Source organism: Pantoea sp. NGS-ED-1003, assembly GCF_000738765.1.
GTDB lineage: Bacteria > Pseudomonadota > Gammaproteobacteria > Enterobacterales > Enterobacteriaceae > Pantoea > Pantoea septica.
Genome location: NZ_JPQA01000001.1, coordinates 655,423 through 671,875, shown reverse-complemented (window position 1 = coordinate 671,875; position 16,453 = coordinate 655,423). Strand labels below are relative to the sequence as shown.

Sequence of the window (16,453 nt, the reverse complement as noted above, 5' to 3'; positions counted from 1 at the left end):
GATGCGCATCGACGCTCATCACCATTTCTGGCGCTACGACGCGGCGCGCTATCCCTGGATCATGGCCGCCATGACGCGCCTGCAGCGCGATTATTTACCGCAGGACCTCGCGCCGCTGCTGGCGCAGCGACAGCTGCAGGGATCGATTGCGGTACAGGCGCGGCAGTGCGTGGCGGAGACGCAGCAGCTGCTGCAGTGGGCGCAGACGCTGCCGGCTACGCAGGTGGTGGGCTGGATCGACGTTGCCGCGGCGGATCTGACGTCGCAGCTGGCCGCGCTGCACCATCCGCGGCTGCGGGGATTCCGCCATCTGGTGCAGGACGAACGCGATCCCGCCGCCTGGCTGCGGCAAGCGCGCGTGGCGGCGGGTATGCGGCAGCTGCAAAAGCAGGCGTACGTGTGGGAAATGCTGGTGACCTGGCGTCATCTGACGGAGGCGACGCAGTTTGCCGCGCAGCACGATCGCCACTGGCTGGTGCTCGACCACCTCGGAAAGCCAGATATTGCACGCGGCGCGCGCGCCTGGGGCGAGCAGGTGGCGGAACTGGCAGCGATGCCGCACGTGGTATGCAAATTATCCGGACTGGTGACCGAGGCGCCGCACGGCCAGTGGGACAGCGCGCAGCTGCGGCCTTTTATCGACGAGGCGCTGGCGCGTTTCGGTCCGCAGCGGCTGATGTTCGGCTCGGACTGGCCGGTCTGCCTGCTGGCCGCGGAGTATCAGGCGGTGGCGCAGCTGGCTGACGAGGCGACGGCTGCGCTCACCGCCAGCGAACAGGCGGCTATCTGGGGCGATACGGCCGCGAACGTTTACGGCCTGACAGGAGAGAAGAATGAATCTGTTTTTGCAGGATAAGGTGGTTATCGTCACCGGCGGCGGATCGGGCATCGGCGCCGCTATCTCCCGTCTGCTGGCGGAAGAGGGCGCGATCCCGGCGATCGTCACCAACGCGCAGCCGGATGAGATGTGGCTGGCCGCGCTGCGCGAGCTGCAGCCGCAAACCGAGGTCGTGATTGCCGATCTCTGCGATGAGCAGAACTGCCAGCGCGCGGTCGAGGCGATACAGCAGCAGTTCGGGCGCATCGACGGACTGGTGAACAATGCAGGCGTCAACGACGGCGTCGGGCTGGAGGCGGGACGCAGCGCTTTCGTCGCCTCGCTGGAAAAGAACCTGCTGCACTATTACCAGATGACGCACTTCTGCCAGCGCGCGCTGGAAAAGAGCCGCGGCGCGATCGTCAATATCGCCTCAAAAACCGCGCTGAGCGGCCAGGGCGGCACCAGCGGCTACTGCGCGGCGAAAGGGGCGATTCTGGCGCTGACGCGGGAGTGGGCGGTATCCCTGCGTCACAGCGGCGTGCGGGTGAACGCCGTGGTGCCCGCCGAGGTAATGACGCCGCTCTATGAACGCTGGATCGGCGGCTTCGCCGATCCGCAGGGCGAACTGGCGAAAATTACCCAGCGCATTCCGCTCGGCCAGCGGATGACCACGCCGGAGGAGATCGCCAATACCACGGTATTTTTGCTGTCGCCCCGTGCGTCGCACACCACCGGCGAGTGGCTGAGCGTCGACGGCGGCTATCTGCATCTCGATCGGGCGCTGTTATGAGCGGCGCAACGGCGCGCTACTGTCTGGCGCTCGATCTGGTGGATGACACGGAGAAGATCGCCGAGTACCAGCGGCTGCATCAGCGCATCTGGCCGGAAGTGGCAGCCCATTTGCGTCAGCACGGCATCGTCGATATGGAGATATACCGGCTTGGCGCCCGACTTTTTATGGTAATGGAGGTAAACGAACGCTTTAACGCGCAGGCTTTTGCTCAGGCGTCGGAGCAGGATCCGCATATTCAGCGCTGGGAGGCGCTGATGTGGCAGTTTCAACAGCCAACGCCCTGGACGCCCGCAGGGGAAAAATGGGCGGCGATGGCGCGAATATTCTCTTTGCAGGACCAATAACAACACTTACCGACTCTACGCTACGAGGATATAACCATGGCAATACAACGCGTCGAGACGCCGGAAAATATCGGCGTCGGGGGAACTATTAGCCTGCGCTGGGCGTTCATGCTGATTACCACCCTGTTTTTTATGTGGGGCGTCTCCTACGGCCTGCTGGATGTACTCAATAAACATTTTCAGGAGACCTTAAGCGTCACCAAAGCGCAATCGGGATTATTGCAGGCGGCCTATTTCGGCGCCTATTTTATCGTGGCGCTGCCGGCCGGTTATTTTATGCAGCGTCACGGCTACAAGGCCGGGATCCTGGCGGGATTATCGCTCTACGCCCTTGGCGCGCTGCTGTTCGTGCCGGCGGCGATGGTCAATAACTTCTCGGTCTTTCTCTTCGCGCTGTTCGTGCTGGCATCCGGGCTTGGCTGCCTTGAAACCGCCGCGAATCCCTATGCCACGGTGCTGGGCGATGCCAGCGGGGCGGAGCGACGCCTCAATCTGGCGCAGTCCTTTAACGGTCTCGGACAGTTTGTCGGGCCGATGATCGGCGGCTCGCTGTTCTTTACCCACGCCAGCCAGCAGGCGGCGCAGGAGAGCGTCAAAATCACCTACGTGGTTATCGCGTTTGTGGTCATCGCCATTGCGCTGATGTTTAAACGCACCGCTTTGCCCGATATTCGCGAGGCCGCCAGCGCGCATGTGCAGCAGCCCGGCGCGACCTTATGGCAGCAAAAGCATTTCGTCGGCGGCGTGATTGCGCAGTTCTTTTATGTTGCGGCGCAGGTTGGGGTGGGCGCGTTCTTTATTAACTACGCCACCGAGCACTGGCACGGCGTCACCAACCAGAGCGCCTCTTATATGCTGTCGGTGGCGATGATCTGCTTTATGCTGGGCCGCTTCTTCTCCACCTGGCTGATGGGCAGGGTCAAACCGGCCGCGATGCTGGCGGCCTATGCGCTGATCAATATCGTGCTTTGCGCCGTGGTGATGCTGGGCGCAGGGGATGTCTCAGTCGTGGCGCTGATCGCCATCTTCTTCTTTATGTCGACGATGTTCCCGACCATCTTCGCCATGGGCGTCAAAAATCTCGGCCCGGCCACCAAACAGGCAAGCTCGTTTATGATTATGGCGATTGTCGGCGGGGCGATTATGCCCTATTTCATGGGGCTGATTTCCGACCATGTCAGCACCGCCGTAGCTTATAGTCTGCCGCTGCTCTGCTTTGGCGTGGTGCTGGTTTATGCGCTGCGGCAGCGGAAGCAGGCGTAACCGCGAGGAAAGCTCTCCGCGCCTTATTATGCATCCTGTAGCCGGGTCAGGATGCGGATCCTGAAGACGTAAATAAGGGCGCAGAGCATCAGGCTGAGCAAGGCGGTGCAGATAAAGACGCCGGCGCCGGTCAGCGCCAGCATCACGCCGCCGAGCAACGGTCCGGCAGCGATCCCTAGCGTCGACAGCATAGAAGCGCCCAGGTAGGCGCCTCTATGCTTTGCCGGCGCCAGTTGATCGAGCAGAATGTTCAGGTTCGGCATAAGAATCGCCTCCCCCAGGCTAAAGACGCCGGTGACCGCCAGCCACAGCCAGATTTCCGTCGAACGCACGGAAAAAAAAAGGAGCTGCGATACCGCGAAAATAAGGCCGCCCAACAGAATGCGTTTCGGCAGGTTAATCTGCGCCAGAAACCGCACAATAAATGTCTGAAACAGCAGCACGGTACAGGCATTCGTGACCAGTATCAGGGTGATCAGCTTCACTGCCGCGTGGCCGTCAAGCAACAGCAGATACTGAGGCAGTATGGCTTCATAATGGATAAACACCACGCTGCATAAAATGCTGCACAGCAGCGCTGCAATATAGGTTTTATCTCTGGCGATAATACCCATCATCTGGTTCAGTTTTACCGGCGGCTCGCTGCCAGCCTGCTGCTCGCTCAGCAGTTTACCCGCCGGGATAAACAGCAGCACGTACGCGAAAAAAGGCAGGTAGCTCAGTCCGGTTATCAGGAAGGTTCCCTTTTGCGAGGTCAGGCCAAAGACGATCCCCACCAGCGGACCAAACACCGCCGCGACGTTAATCAGGTAGTAGCGCATTTGCAGAGCAAGCGCGCGGCGACGACGATCGCCCAGCAAATCGCTCATCAGCGCGCGCAAAGGAGGATCGACCCACGCAAAGGAGACGCCGATAATCATCAGGCCGACGATAAACAGCCCCAGCCCGGTGGCCTGCGCCAGGATGATATATCCCAGCGCGGAAAAGGCGCAGCCCAGCAGCAGGATCACGCGGCGACCCAGCCGATCCGATAGTTGCCCGCCATACATACCCAGCACCACCGAGAACAGCGCGCTGCTGGTCATCGCCATGCCAATGGCGATCGGCGACAGGTGATAATTTTGCGTCATGATCACGGCGATAAACGGCCACGCCATAAAATAGCTAAACCGTATGACAAGCGTAAAAAAGAGCAGCGCATGAACAGTCGCCGGGAAGGATTTTAACGTCTGGAACAGACCCTGTTCCGCGCTCGCGGCAACGGCGTGTTTAGTCGGTATACTTTATCCTTGTAATGGTTTTATTAACACGCTGGAATGTTTTTTATTATAAGTAATTAAATATTAATAAGATTATTATTCAGCTGCGGCAAGGGGAATGTTATCAGACTGTTTAATTCGTCAGCTTATGATGTGAAGACTCTCAATTGCAGCGAAATATAAGGTAAAGCGCGAAGCAGATAATTAAATGCGGAAGTAAGCACTGGTAACGATCAATCCGCTCTTCTCAATGCATATTTAGCTCCTCTTATCAGTGATGCCAATCACATTAATAGCTGAAGCTATCGCCATATGAGTCGATAACGCATCTTCAGCGCATCCTTTAACGCTGAGTAGGGATCATGAGTACTGATTGCGAACGGACCTGCTTTTAGCCCTCTTTTTTTTACAACACCAGCCTATGCACGCCTTTTAATTACAGTGGAAATAATAATATGTCTGCTCTCAAGACAATGGGTAAACGCTTTTTCGGTTCAGGTTTCGCAGGCGCGTCTCAGCCCGCTAACGGCATTTTTAACTGCGAGAGCCTGCCGGCCTCGCTCTCTGCGGCAGGCCTCAGCCCGCGCGCGGCAGGGGTGTTGCTGACGTTCGTGCCGCCCGAGGCCGATTTCCAGAAGGTCAGCCAGGCCTGGCAGCGCTTTACCTCGGCGGATTTAACCGTGGTTACGCTCTCCTCTAACGGCGCGCTCAGCGCCAGCGGCAGGCAGACCACCTACTGCAAAGGGGATGGCCAGGAGGGGAGCTGGCTCTGGCTGCCCCGCAGCCTGATTGCGGAACATGAAACCCATATCGTTGACCTGCATCTCAGTGACACCCATACGGCGACCGATCGCATCAGCGCGATTGAGCAGGAGCTGGCCGCGCTGAAGCTGCGCATGCCGCTCTCTGCCGATCGCACCTTTGCCATGATCTACTGTGACGGGCTCTCGGCGTCGGAAGGCTTTTTGATGCAGGCCTGGTACAACAGCGGCCGCTTTCCCTGCCTGGCGATTGGCGGCTCGGCGGGCGGGCGCGTCACCTTCGACGGCACCTGGATCGGCGTAGGCGGTCGCGTGCTGCAGGGGAAAGCGGTGATCGTTTTCTGCCGCATGGCGGCGGGCAAATCCTTTGCGCCTTTTAAAAGCCAGAACTTTGAGCCGCTGAACAAGAGCTGGTTAATCGCGGAAGCCGATCCCATAACGCGCACCCTGACTTCGGTGTTCAATCAGCAGGGGCAGCAGCAGCCGTTTACCCAGGCGCTGGCGGAACATCTGGCGTGCAACGAGCAGCAGCTTACCGAGCGGCTGAAAGGATTGACCTTCGCCGTAAAGGTAGGCGAGGCGTTCTTTATTCGCTCCGTGGCGAAAATGACGAGCCACAGCGTGCAATTTTTTTGTGACCTGGAATTCGGCGACCGGCTCTATCTGATGCGCGAAACCGATTTTAAGCAGGCGACGCTGCGTGACTGGCAGGCGTTTACCGGGCGCCACGGCAAACCGGCGGCGATCCTGATGAACGACTGCATACTGCGCCGCGCAGGCAACGCCGATCGGCTACACGACGCCCACTTCTTTAAAGGCATTCCCGCCGCCGGCTTCTCCAGCTTCGGCGAAATCCTGGGCGTGCCGATCAATCAGACCCTCTCTGCGCTGGTGTTTTTTAATCACGACGCCAATGCGATGGCGCAATTTCCCGTGGAGTATGCCAGCTATGCGGCGCATTACGCCCAGCGCGCGCTGCGTCGCTGGGAGGCGCTGAACCGCGTGCAGTCGGGCGTGCTGGCGCGCGTGGTGAATTATCAGCAGGAGCTGGCGCCTATCGTGAAGGCGTTGCCGGTGCTGGAAGCGGCGACCCAGAGCCAGAACGAAGCGCTTACCATGGCTGAAAGCGCTATCCGCGCCATCAGCGATCTCGCCAGAGAGAGCCAGCAGGCACAGGGCCGTTTAGGCGAAGGGCTGGACGATCTGGAGGAGATATCAAACGGCATCAATGTCATTACGCATGGCATCAGCAATATCGCTTTCCAGACCAATATTCTGGCGCTGAACGCGGCGGTTGAAGCGGCGCGCGCGGGCGAAGCGGGCAGGGGATTCGCCGTGGTGGCGGGCGAAGTGCGCCGTCTGGCCCACTCGTCTAAAGAGCAGGCGGAAGCCACAGCAAGCAATATCAACGATGCGGTGAGCACCATTTCACGCATTCGCGGCGTGGCCACCAACACGGTGCAAACCGCCACCGATATGGCTGAGCGCAGCATCCACGCGGCCGATACCATCGCGGCGATGAGCCATCGCACGCGCGAGGAACGCGCAGACATGACGAAACAGCTGGATAGCCTGCGCACCCTGACCGCTGGCATGGACGCCATGCAGGAAGCGGTGGCCGAGCTGAAAGTGCTGCAAACGCTCTCAACCCGCCGGTAAGGCAAAACCGGCGCAGCTCTCTGGAGAAGGGCTGCGCCGATGGCGAAGCGAAGCCCTAAGCCTCAGATGCTGTTCCGCCCGCCGCAGGTTTGCGGCGCGTGACGATCCTGACTACTGTTTCTGAATACTCTTTTACGACGACTGGCGAAGCCTGACAGGAGGAGCGATGAAGCGCGATGCATTAAATGAAGATGATTACGACGAAGTCTGCCGGGTCATTGGCGATGCGGTGGTCGTGCTGGCCGAATCGGGCCATGAGACCAAACGGGAAGAGATTTCCGCGCTGCTGAAACGCGCGCGGCAGCACCGCTCCTACAGCGAGCGCGATGAGCAGCGGATGCTGGAGCACGCGATCCGTCTGGTTAAGCCTTAAACGCTGGCCGCGCAGCTGCACTTCACGACTGAATAAAAGCCCGCTGAAAGCGGACTTTGCCTGTCGGTCAGCCGTTTTGGCACAAGCGATCCCGCAGGCCCTTCAGTCGTTGCTGCACTTCTTCGTACGGTTCACTTTCAGCGCATTCTTCAATGTAGTGAAGATGAACAGACAGGCTATTTAGTGGCCATGCTTCAAGAGCATTGAGCGCCATTTGACGGTTTCTTATCACTGGACTCCGGAATGCTGCTTTAAGTAAAGGCCAGCCTGTTTCCGGAAAGCGCTTTAATTCTTGTAATAGCGAATCCAGATGGCGGTGAACGTTCCATTTGGGTCCTATACCGTTGCTAAGCGTCGGCCCGCTCGCGATGGCATTAAGGTTAAACTGCGTCTCAGCCAGAGAACATACCTGAATTGCCTGGTTGATATCCTCAGTTTGCATAAGTTGATACCAGAGGGTTGACTCAGGCATATCACGCTGGCGTGCAAACAGGATGGGAAAGGGATCTTTTTGACGATCGCGATATACTTCGATCGCCAGATTGAATGCATAACCTTCTTCACCCGCCAGAGTCTGCAGGATGACTTCATCCCAGAGGTTTAATGCCAGAATACCAGCACTCATTGTCACCAATTGGGCGGAGAGTGAGGGATGGAGCGATTCTTCCTGCCGTGCCCACTCACTAATACGTTTGGCCGTAAGGTAATGCAAAGGATGAGCTGGCCGCTGAGCAATCACGTTTTGTAAATAGCGTTGGCAGGTTTCCACGGCGTCGTCATACACCGACATGCCTGGAACCGGATCTTCATTTAACAAAGCGTACAGTATCTCAGCCGCACCCAGCAGAAGAGCATCGTCATGTTCGCTCGCCAGTGCTTCGCACAATCCGCCGTGAACCGCGCAATTCACCGCAGTGTATTCATTCATTACTGAATTAAAGAACCCTTCGCGTAATAGCCAGCGACGCATCTTGTCATCCAGCGTGTCAGGCATACGTTCCATCAAATGGATACGTCCCCAACCGTCTACTCGTTGCGCCATTGCGAACCAGATATCTGTATATTGCTCTGGCGTGAGCATAGAACGCAGCGCCACAACAGCGTAAAGCGTGAACTCATCGTGGCGTCCCAGCACCTGTAATACATCCACATTTCGCTGCTGCGGAAAAAAAGCCATGAGAGCCATCGCAAACTTTATCGCATTTCGATCCGGACTGCGGGTGCACAGAAATAATAGCAGTTCATTGAGCCGGTCTGCTCGTATGCCACCTACGGTTGGGATAGCTTTTAGCAACTTATCAATGTAAGGCAGCGGAGAGTCCTGAATGATTAATTCATACAGTGCCCGCATCGTTCTTGCATTTGGTTTCCCTATCGCCTGCTGCAAACGCGACAAAATCTCTTTTGCGCCAATATCGCCGCCTCCGAAACTGAAGTGATAAATCATCGTGCCTTCAAGCGCACCAGGCGCCCAGAACGCTTCATCCGAGTCACCCAAAGGCTGACATGGCAGCACGTTATTATCCCAGGGCAGGGGTTGTGCCTGCTCATAAGTCTGTTCGAGACGCGTATAGAGGGGTGGCAGTTGCGCATCCCATACTATCGGAAAGGTTTCTTTTGATTTATTATTCAGTAACCTGTTAAGCCAGCTTTTCATCTGCATTCCCTTTTAAGCAACCTTGCCCATCACGGTTTTAAACAGCAGCGCATCCAGCAACGCATCATCTCGTTTGTGAGGCGGGGGAGCGAGCCTCGCTTCAGCACGCGCCAGCTCATGCTTGATAAAGGCATGCAGCACCGGGCGACGCGGCCCGAATTGCGCCTCGCCGGCGCGCTGTTTGGCGCTAAGCAGTTCGGCAATATCCTCGAGTAACGGGCCCGCCTGCACGGTTCCTTCAAGCAACCGATCGAAGCGCATGGGCGGCGCGCCTTTTCCCGCTTCTATCCAGCGCACCGCCAGCAGCGGACGCAGCACATAAAAATACTTTTTCAGCCTGACTTCATCGTCCTGCAAATAGTGCTGGAAGTTCTTGTGGGCCATCGAGCGGTAGTGCCAGCGCGCGCGCTCGGGCGAAAAGAAACGATCGCCGATCGCCCGCAAGCCAGCCATAACCTCCTCGTCCTGCCGGTATATAACGGGCGAATCGAGCCAGTCGATCAGCGTTGGGTTGGCGCGCTTTAAAAGACCCAGCGCCTTGCGCCACTCCCAGCCGCATACGTCAAGCTCGGCATCGATGGGCTTTTCGATAACGTCGCGCGGCGACTCAACGCGCAGGTACCACTCAGGTTTGTGCACATAGAGAAAACGCACGTCATAATCGCTATCCGGTGAGGCGAAGCCCCAGCCGCGGCTGCCTGATTCGCAGGCGAACACTATCCGGATATCGTGCTCGGCTTCCGTTTGCGCCAGAACAGCGCGAACGCGGGCGCGCATTGACTCGTCGACGCCGTGTAATCCCGTTTCTGTTTTCATCCTTCTTTTCCTTTTATCCTTTTACGCAGACCACCTGGCGCAGCGTGTGAACGATCTCCACCAGCGAGGACTGTGCCGCCATAACGGCATCAATATCTTTGTAGGCCATCGGTATTTCATCAATGACGTCACGATCTTTACGACACTCAACGTGGGCCGTGGCGCGGATCTGATCGTCGAGAGTAAAACGATTTTTAGCGGCAGTGCGGCTCATGGTGCGTCCCGCGCCGTGGCTGCATGAGCAGAAGCTCTCTTCATTGCCCAGGCCGCGCACGATAAAGCTTTTGGCGCCCATCGAGCCGGGAATAATGCCCATCTCGCCCTGCTGCGCCGACACCGCGCCCTTGCGCGTAATCAGTACCTGCTGATTAAAGTGCTTCTCTTTCTGCACATAGTTGTGATGGCAGTTCACCGCCTCCTGATGGGTGGCGAAGGGTTTGGTGATCGTGGCGGACAGCGCTGCCAGCACCCGATTCATCATCACCTCGCGGTTGTGGTGCGCATAATCCTGCGCCCAGCCCACCGCCTCCAGATAGTCGTCATAATGACGACTGCCTTCGCGGAAATAGGCGAGATTGCGATCGGGAAGATGGGCAATATGTTGCTGCATATCTTTCTGCGCCAGCGCAATAAACAACGTGCCGATCGCATTGCCCACGCCGCGCGAGCCGCTGTGCAGCATCACCCAGACCCGATCGGCCTGATCGAGGCAGATCTCGATAAAGTGGTTGCCTGTGCCGAGCGTTCCCAGATGCTGGTGGTTATTGGTTTTCAGCAGCTGCGGATAGCGCTCCGTCAGGCGCTTAAATCGTCCGGCCAGCCGCGACCAGTGCGCATCGACGTCAGACGGCGTCTCATGCCATGCTCCTTTATCCCGTTTGCCTCGGCTGCTGCTGCGCCCGTGCGGCACGGCTTGCTCGATGGCGCTGCGCAGGCCCAGCAGGCTGTCAGGCAAATCGGCTGCCACCAGCGAGGTGCGTACCGCGATCATGCCACAGCCGATGTCGACGCCGACGGCCGCCGGAATAATGGCGCCCAGCGTCGGGATCACGCTGCCAATGGTGGAGCCTTTTCCCAGATGCACATCAGGCATAACGGCCATGTGTTTAAAAATAAACGGCATGCTGGCCGTATTCAGCAGCTGCTGTTTGGCTTCTGGCTCGACGGGGACCCCTTGTGTCCACATTTTTATCGGCGCGCCGGCGCCAGACTGGAGCAGGTCAAATTGAGGTTTCATCATTTTTTCTTCATTGCTGTATGCGTGTCGTTATATATAGCGAATAGCGTGCCAAAAACAGTAATTAGTGAAAAATAAACCTAAGCGATTAAATTTAATAGATTTAAATTTACAGCGAGGATTTGCCAGACCCTGTCAGGAGCGATAATCTTATCCCGCTGGATAGGCTTTTATACAAAAGGATAAGAAATGAAAAAACGCGTGGTTATCGGCGTTCTGGGCACGCAGCTCGACAGACGCGGCAAGCGTGAACATCGCTGGACGAAGTGGCGTCCCAGCGTGGCGCTGTGCCAGCACGATGAGCTGCCCATTGACCGTTTTGAACTGCTGCATCAGCCGCGCGACCTGAGCCTGGCGCAACGACTGGCAGAGGACATTGCCGCCGTCTCGCCGCGCACGAAGGTGATCCCGCATGAGGTCAGCCTCAATGATCCCTGGGATTTTGAAGAGGTGTACAGCGCGTTTCTCGATTTTGCTACGCGCTATCCTTTTGACACTGAGAATGAAGAGTATCTGGTGCACATCACCACCGGAACGCATGTGGCGCAGATTTGCTGGTTTTTGCTCACGGAAGCGCGCTACCTGCCCGCCAGCCTGTTACAGACCGGCCCAGGACAGCCGGGCGAAGCAACGCCGCAGGGGGTCTATTCGGTTATCGATCTCGATTTGAGTCGCTATGCCACTTTAACCAGCCGCTTTCAGCGCGAGCAGCAGAGCTCGCTCTCTTTTCTCAAATCGGGCATCGAAACCCGCAACCCGACCTTTAATGCGCTTATCGAACAGATTGAACGCGTCGCGCAGCGCTCAAGCGCCCCGGTGCTGCTAACCGGGCCAACGGGCGCGGGTAAATCCTTTCTGGCCGAGCGCATTTTCCAGCTGCGCCAGTCTCGTCATCAGGTGCAGGGAAAGTTTGTGGCGGTGAACTGCGCGACGCTGCGCGGCGATAACGCGATGTCTACCCTGTTTGGCCATGTGAAAGGAGCCTTTACCGGCGCGCTGGCTGCGCGCGCGGGTCTGCTGCGCGAAGCGGACGGCGGCATTCTGTTTCTGGACGAAATTGCCGAGCTGGGTCTGGATGAACAGGCGATGCTGCTGCGCGCAATTGAAGAGAAGCGCTTTTTCCCCTTTGGCGCAGACCGCGAAGTGAGCAGCGATTTTCAACTGATCGCCGGTACGCACCGCGATATGCGCCAGTGGGTCAGGGAAGGGCGCTTTCGGGATGATCTCTACGCGCGTATCAATATGTGGACATTCCGGCTGCCAGGCCTTGCTGAGCGGCGGGAGGATATCGAGCCTAACGTCGATTACGAACTGCAGCGCTTTATTCGCGACAATCGCAGCCAGATACGCTTCGATAAAGAGGCGCGCACCCGCTACCTGAGCTTCGCCAGCTCAGAGACCGCCGCCTGGCGCGGCAACTTTCGCGAACTTGGGGCGAGCGTCGCGCGGATGGCCACGCTCGCTGAAAATGGCCGCATTACCGCAGCGCTGGTGGAGGAGGAGATTGGCCGACTACAGGACACCTGGCAGACGCCCGAGCAACCGCAAGCCTCTCTGCCGGTTAAGCAGGCGATCGACCTGTTCGATCGCGCGCAGCTGGAAACGGTCCTTGCGGTGTGTCGACGTTCAGCCTCGCTCTCTGAAGCCGGACGTGAGCTTTTCGCCATCTCCCGCCAGCAAAAAAAGCAGCCAAACGATGCGGATCGCTTGCGCAAATACCTTAAGCGTTTTGATTTAAGCTGGGAGGAGACGCAGACGCATAAGGAATAAACCTGCTTCAGGCCGCGCCGCCAGGCGCTATGCCTGCTGCGCCAGCACTCCCTGGCGGCTGGCGGGATACCAGCTCACCAGGAAATGCCGCAGGTGATCGAGGCACCACTCCGCCTCGTCGCGCTGCTGGCAGTAGTACATCACCGTTACCTTTTCATACTCCCGTGCGCGCAGACGCAGCGGCGACCAGCCCCAGTCCAGCACGCAGCGGGCGTAGTTAATTAACGCCTCCGGCTGCATATCGTGCTGCGTCGCCTGCTCGCGCAGGTAGCGTTCGAAAGCCTGGTCGAGGGTCAGCGTCTCGTGTTGGGCGGCCGGCAGGTCGGGACGAAAGGCGAAATCGATAAAGCCGCATACCGCATCGGCGCGCTGCTGCCAGTCGCACGCCAGCGTCATAAACAGCCCATCCTGCAGATTAATCTCCTCCAGCAGACGCCGCAGATTCGCCGACTGCGCCAGCACCGCAATCTCGTCGATACGCTCTGTCTGCAGCGTAAGATCGATGCCGCACGGGTTCAGCGAACCGTCCTCGTTGCGCGTGGCGGGGAAGGGGAAATCGATGTAGCCGTTGTTATCCAGTCGCTTTTCCATGGAGGGTGAGCCTGCAGCCTGACGAGCCACGACAATAAACTATCTGGCCGCCGGACGCACGCCTAAGGGCACGTCCAGGTGATCATGGTGTCGTCGTGCGGATTGATCAGGCGGAACTGCTTATCGGACAGCCGCTGGGCATAGTAGCCTTCGGCGGTGACGGCGGAGGGGACATATTTGAAACGATCCAGCGACTGCAGTGTCCCACTCTGCACGTTAACGCCGTCGCGGCTGACGGTGAAGGCGCTGACCAGGTCAAAAATCGTCGCCTGCGTCTGCCCCATCGGCTGGCCGTAAATGGTGCTGACTTCGCCAGCGCACTCGACCCCTTTTGGGCCGGACGCGCAGCCGGCAAGCAGCGTAATAAAAGTGAAAACAGTGAGTCGCAACATATCCTGTACCTGCTTCGATCCCTGGGTATCCCGTGGCGCTGATTTTGACGCGTTGCGTCCCGGCTATTGTGATCATAGCAGGTCTGGCGCGGCATCCCATTTGCAGTTCGATTAATAGTTAAGCGTTAAACGTGCCAGAGGGTGACTTGAGTAGCACATTAAAGGTATTCTTGCCATCTTTGCGCACCAGTTGGGCGATTTAAGGGAAACTGAATGAAAGAAGAAGAAGCCAGTCTAATGATTATCCGTCATGCGATCGAGAGGCTTGAAGCGGAAAAGAAGCAGCAGGTGATCTCCTGCGTGGCGGCGATCCGCGATGTTATGCAGGGATACGACGAGGAGGACGCCTCGCTGGCGTTAATGCTGGTCGCCGCCGAGGTTGCGGCGGAATAAACGTCAGCCCGGGGCTGCATGATGCGGCGCCGGGCTTTTAACGGTTCATCTCACTCACCAGCCAGCGGTGGATCACGCTGACAATCCACGCCTGCTGCGCGTCGTCCAGCGGCTGATGAGCAGCGATGCCGTGCCACTTCGCCAGACAGCCGCGACAGCAGGTCGCCGTAGCGTGCTGGGCGATAAACACCGGATGGCCGCGCATCGGCGTCTGCTTACCGTCATTCTTCGGCTCCGCCTGCGCCAGACGCTGCGCGACAAAATCCGCCGCATGCCGATCGATCACCTCTGGCCCTTTCGCCAGACAGTATTCACGCTCCTTTACGCCCAGATGAAAGCGCCGCCGAAACGGCGACTGCGCCAGCCGCTGAAACAGGGCATCTTGCCGGTCCATAGGATCTCCTTTAGGAATCAATGCGTTTTAAGCCTCTTCTTGGTTTCGCTTTGGCGAGGCTGTGCTAAACCTAAAGCGAACCCAGGAAGGAGGAATTATGAAAAAAACAGTTATGGCTATCGGTATCCTGAGCGCGGGCCTGATGCTGGCCGGCTGCGCGAATGACCACGTGCTGCACACCAACGACGGCCGCACTATTGTGGCGCAGGGCAAGCCGAAGGTGGATGACGACACCGGTATGATCACCTACAAAGACGTCTACGGTAAAGAGCAGCAAATCAATCGCGACAGCATCAAAGATATGTCGCAGGTCGGTAACTAACGACAGCTTTTGTCACACTTCGGCCCGCCCTGCGCGGGCCGTTTCGTTTTTCCCTGCCGTCTGCTGTGTTATTCTAAAAATAGTTAACTAAATCAGAGCATAACTTCGACGGAGTCTGAAGATAATGAAAGCGACTTTGCTCACACTTGGTTTGCTGAGCTGCGCCATTGCGCCCGCCTGGAGCGAAACCCAGTTCCAGATCACCTGTCCCGGCCGTCCCACCATGACCATTTCGCGCGCCGCCTATGGATTGAGCACGCTTACCTGGCCGCAGCACCATTTTCAGATTGCCGCCGGCCAGCAGCATACCCGCCTAAAGGGCGGCGACAGCGTCGCCATTACCCGCTTCCGCAACGGCGACCAGCTGATCGTCAACAAAGCGAGTGACGAGACCTTCTTCGTTTACCGCGACAGTAACCGGCTGTTACCCTGTAGCCGTAGCGAAACGCGCGATGTCGACCAGTTATCGCTGGAGCCCTACGACGATCGCGCCCATCCGCACTCTTAACCTGCTTTAGCCGGAGAGTCTATGCAACTGAACGTTACCGATGCGGTCACGCATCAGGATCTGGATGAGGTACGCCTCGGCCTGAACGCCTTCAACAGCCGCTTTATCAATATCGACGAGATCAAAGCCATCGGCGTGTTCGTCACTGATGAGCACGGCAAAAAACGGGCGGGGCTGACCGGCTCAACCACCGGCAACTGGTTGCGTATCGATATGCTGTGGGTCAGCGACGCGCTGCGCGGGCAGGGCGTCGGCACCCAGCTGATCAGAGCGGCAGAAGAGGAGGCGCGCCGACGCGGCTGCCGCTATGCGCAGGTCGATACCGCCAGCTTTCAGGCGCGCCCGTTCTATGAAAAGTTAGGTTACAGCCTGCGTTTCAGCCTGGATAACTATCCGCGTCACCATCAGCGTCACTATCTCAGCAAGGCGCTGTAATCAAAAAGGCGGCTGCTGGCGCATATCCAGCGGCTGCTGCTCCGCCTCGTCAATCGCCGCCAGCCAGCTTTGCAGCGTCACCTCGACCCATGACAGATGGCCGCGCGTGGTGCTCATCAGCACCACATCGGGCCGCAGCGTGCGGTAAAACTCCAGCGACTGCTTTAGCTCGTGCGGATTGCTGTCCGCCACCAGCACCGTAATCCAGCAATGGTGATCGCGCGTCAGGGTGTCGCCGACGAACAGATAGCTGCGACCCAGCGGCGAATGGTAGAGAATGCTGCTGCTGCCTGGCGTATGGCCCGGCGTCGGCAGCAGGTGGACGTCGCCGAAGTGCGTCTCCTGCTGGCTGAAGGTGTCGTCCGGCTCCAGCACCCGGCTGACGGGGCCGAGAGAGCGGCTGTGGCAGTAGAGCGCGCTGTTGAAGCGCTGCTGGATCGCGGCGGCGCCGGGCGCCGCTTCGTGCCAGTGTGTCAGGTAGTGGCGGATCACGCCGCCCTCGTCGGCCAGCACCTCATGATCGAGCGGGTGCTCCACGCGGCCAATCAGCAGGTTGCCGCGCGGATGGCGCAGCATAAAGCCGTGCATCATTAAATCGTTAACGGCATCTTCCTCCGGAAATTCCGGCGTGGAGATCCACAAATCGTCGTACAGCGGCTTCAATGG

General features: G+C 58.2%; 19 protein-coding genes. 11 read left to right on the top strand and 8 right to left on the bottom strand.

What is annotated here, in order from left to right; genetic code table 11:
* The first annotated feature begins 1 nt into the window (after nucleotide 1).
* The 4 genes from JS46_RS03065 to fucP are packed head-to-tail and all read left to right on the top strand — an operon-like array spanning nucleotide 2 to nucleotide 3,220.
* Complete coding sequence (locus JS46_RS03065) at nucleotides 2-856, top strand: amidohydrolase (RefSeq protein WP_033747800.1); 855 nt, start codon at nucleotides 2-4, stop codon at nucleotides 854-856.
* The gene (locus JS46_RS03060) at nucleotides 834-1,610 is read left to right on the top strand and encodes an SDR family oxidoreductase (protein ID WP_033747797.1); all 777 of its coding nucleotides are present in this window, start codon (nucleotides 834-836) and stop codon (nucleotides 1,608-1,610) included. The genes JS46_RS03065 and JS46_RS03060 overlap by 23 nt, the downstream gene beginning before the upstream one ends.
* Nucleotides 1,607-1,957, top strand: a complete 351-nt coding sequence (locus tag JS46_RS03055; RefSeq protein ID WP_033747795.1) for an L-rhamnose mutarotase — start codon at nucleotides 1,607-1,609, stop codon at nucleotides 1,955-1,957. The genes JS46_RS03060 and JS46_RS03055 overlap by 4 nt, the downstream gene beginning before the upstream one ends.
* 36 nt (nucleotides 1,958-1,993) lie before the next feature.
* Nucleotides 1,994-3,220, top strand: coding sequence for an L-fucose:H+ symporter permease (gene fucP / locus JS46_RS03050; protein WP_033747794.1), 1,227 nt, complete (start codon nucleotides 1,994-1,996; stop codon nucleotides 3,218-3,220).
* A gap of 26 nt (nucleotides 3,221-3,246) precedes the next feature.
* Here the strand turns inward: fucP and JS46_RS03045 are convergent, their stop codons facing one another.
* Complete coding sequence (locus tag JS46_RS03045; protein ID WP_255351563.1) at nucleotides 3,247-4,458, bottom strand: MFS transporter; 1,212 nt, start codon at nucleotides 4,456-4,458, stop codon at nucleotides 3,247-3,249.
* 476 nt (nucleotides 4,459-4,934) lie between these two features.
* Between JS46_RS03045 and JS46_RS03040 the strand changes: the two genes are divergently transcribed.
* Together JS46_RS03040 and JS46_RS03035 are read left to right on the top strand one after the other, a co-directional pair.
* Complete coding sequence (locus JS46_RS03040; protein ID WP_033747791.1) at nucleotides 4,935-6,899, top strand: methyl-accepting chemotaxis protein; 1,965 nt, start codon at nucleotides 4,935-4,937, stop codon at nucleotides 6,897-6,899.
* A 166-nt stretch (nucleotides 6,900-7,065) separates the two neighbouring features.
* On the top strand, nucleotides 7,066-7,272 hold the full coding sequence (locus JS46_RS03035) for a DUF2767 family protein (RefSeq protein ID WP_033747789.1): 207 nt from the start codon (nucleotides 7,066-7,068) through the stop codon (nucleotides 7,270-7,272).
* A gap of 67 nt (nucleotides 7,273-7,339) precedes the next feature.
* On the opposite strand, the gene JS46_RS03030 is transcribed toward JS46_RS03035, so the two are convergent.
* The 3 genes from JS46_RS03030 to JS46_RS03020 are packed head-to-tail and all read right to left on the bottom strand — an operon-like array spanning nucleotide 7,340 to nucleotide 10,985.
* Nucleotides 7,340-8,929 (bottom strand): hypothetical protein, encoded by a 1,590-nt coding sequence (locus JS46_RS03030; protein ID WP_033747788.1) that lies wholly within the window; start codon nucleotides 8,927-8,929, stop codon nucleotides 7,340-7,342.
* A 12-nt stretch (nucleotides 8,930-8,941) separates the two neighbouring features.
* A complete protein-coding gene (locus JS46_RS03025; RefSeq protein ID WP_033747786.1) occupies nucleotides 8,942-9,745 on the bottom strand; it encodes a nucleotidyltransferase domain-containing protein in 804 nt (267 codons plus the stop codon).
* A 13-nt stretch (nucleotides 9,746-9,758) separates the two neighbouring features.
* Nucleotides 9,759-10,985, bottom strand: a complete 1,227-nt coding sequence (locus JS46_RS03020) for an RtcB family protein (protein ID WP_033747784.1) — start codon at nucleotides 10,983-10,985, stop codon at nucleotides 9,759-9,761.
* A gap of 186 nt (nucleotides 10,986-11,171) precedes the next feature.
* Here JS46_RS03020 and rtcR point away from each other — a divergent pair, with 186 nt between their 5' ends.
* Nucleotides 11,172-12,752, top strand: a complete 1,581-nt coding sequence (gene rtcR, locus JS46_RS03015; protein ID WP_033747781.1) for an RNA repair transcriptional activator RtcR — start codon at nucleotides 11,172-11,174, stop codon at nucleotides 12,750-12,752.
* Between the two features lie 27 nt (nucleotides 12,753-12,779).
* Here the strand turns inward: rtcR and JS46_RS03010 are convergent, their stop codons facing one another.
* Nucleotides 12,780-13,343, bottom strand: a complete 564-nt coding sequence (locus JS46_RS03010; RefSeq protein WP_033747779.1) for a hypothetical protein — start codon at nucleotides 13,341-13,343, stop codon at nucleotides 12,780-12,782.
* 62 nt (nucleotides 13,344-13,405) lie between these two features.
* Complete coding sequence (locus tag JS46_RS03005; RefSeq protein WP_033747776.1) at nucleotides 13,406-13,735, bottom strand: hypothetical protein; 330 nt, start codon at nucleotides 13,733-13,735, stop codon at nucleotides 13,406-13,408.
* A gap of 213 nt (nucleotides 13,736-13,948) precedes the next feature.
* Here JS46_RS03005 and JS46_RS03000 point away from each other — a divergent pair, with 213 nt between their 5' ends.
* Complete coding sequence (locus tag JS46_RS03000; RefSeq protein WP_033747773.1) at nucleotides 13,949-14,128, top strand: hypothetical protein; 180 nt, start codon at nucleotides 13,949-13,951, stop codon at nucleotides 14,126-14,128.
* 37 nt (nucleotides 14,129-14,165) lie between these two features.
* On the opposite strand, the gene JS46_RS02995 is transcribed toward JS46_RS03000, so the two are convergent.
* Complete coding sequence (locus JS46_RS02995; protein ID WP_033747769.1) at nucleotides 14,166-14,522, bottom strand: DUF4186 domain-containing protein; 357 nt, start codon at nucleotides 14,520-14,522, stop codon at nucleotides 14,166-14,168.
* A gap of 97 nt (nucleotides 14,523-14,619) precedes the next feature.
* Here JS46_RS02995 and JS46_RS02990 point away from each other — a divergent pair, with 97 nt between their 5' ends.
* From JS46_RS02990 to JS46_RS02980, 3 genes are all read left to right on the top strand, one after another.
* Nucleotides 14,620-14,844, top strand: a complete 225-nt coding sequence (locus tag JS46_RS02990) for a YgdI/YgdR family lipoprotein (RefSeq protein WP_033747766.1) — start codon at nucleotides 14,620-14,622, stop codon at nucleotides 14,842-14,844.
* A 124-nt stretch (nucleotides 14,845-14,968) separates the two neighbouring features.
* The gene (locus tag JS46_RS02985; RefSeq protein WP_033747764.1) at nucleotides 14,969-15,352 is read left to right on the top strand and encodes a hypothetical protein; all 384 of its coding nucleotides are present in this window, start codon (nucleotides 14,969-14,971) and stop codon (nucleotides 15,350-15,352) included.
* A 21-nt stretch (nucleotides 15,353-15,373) separates the two neighbouring features.
* Nucleotides 15,374-15,787, top strand: coding sequence for an N-acetyltransferase (locus JS46_RS02980; RefSeq protein ID WP_033747761.1), 414 nt, complete (start codon nucleotides 15,374-15,376; stop codon nucleotides 15,785-15,787).
* On the opposite strand, the gene JS46_RS02975 is transcribed toward JS46_RS02980, so the two are convergent.
* Nucleotides 15,788-16,450 (bottom strand): MBL fold metallo-hydrolase, encoded by a 663-nt coding sequence (locus JS46_RS02975; protein WP_033747757.1) that lies wholly within the window; start codon nucleotides 16,448-16,450, stop codon nucleotides 15,788-15,790. It lies immediately after the preceding gene.
* Nucleotides 16,451-16,453: the final 3 nt, after the last annotated feature.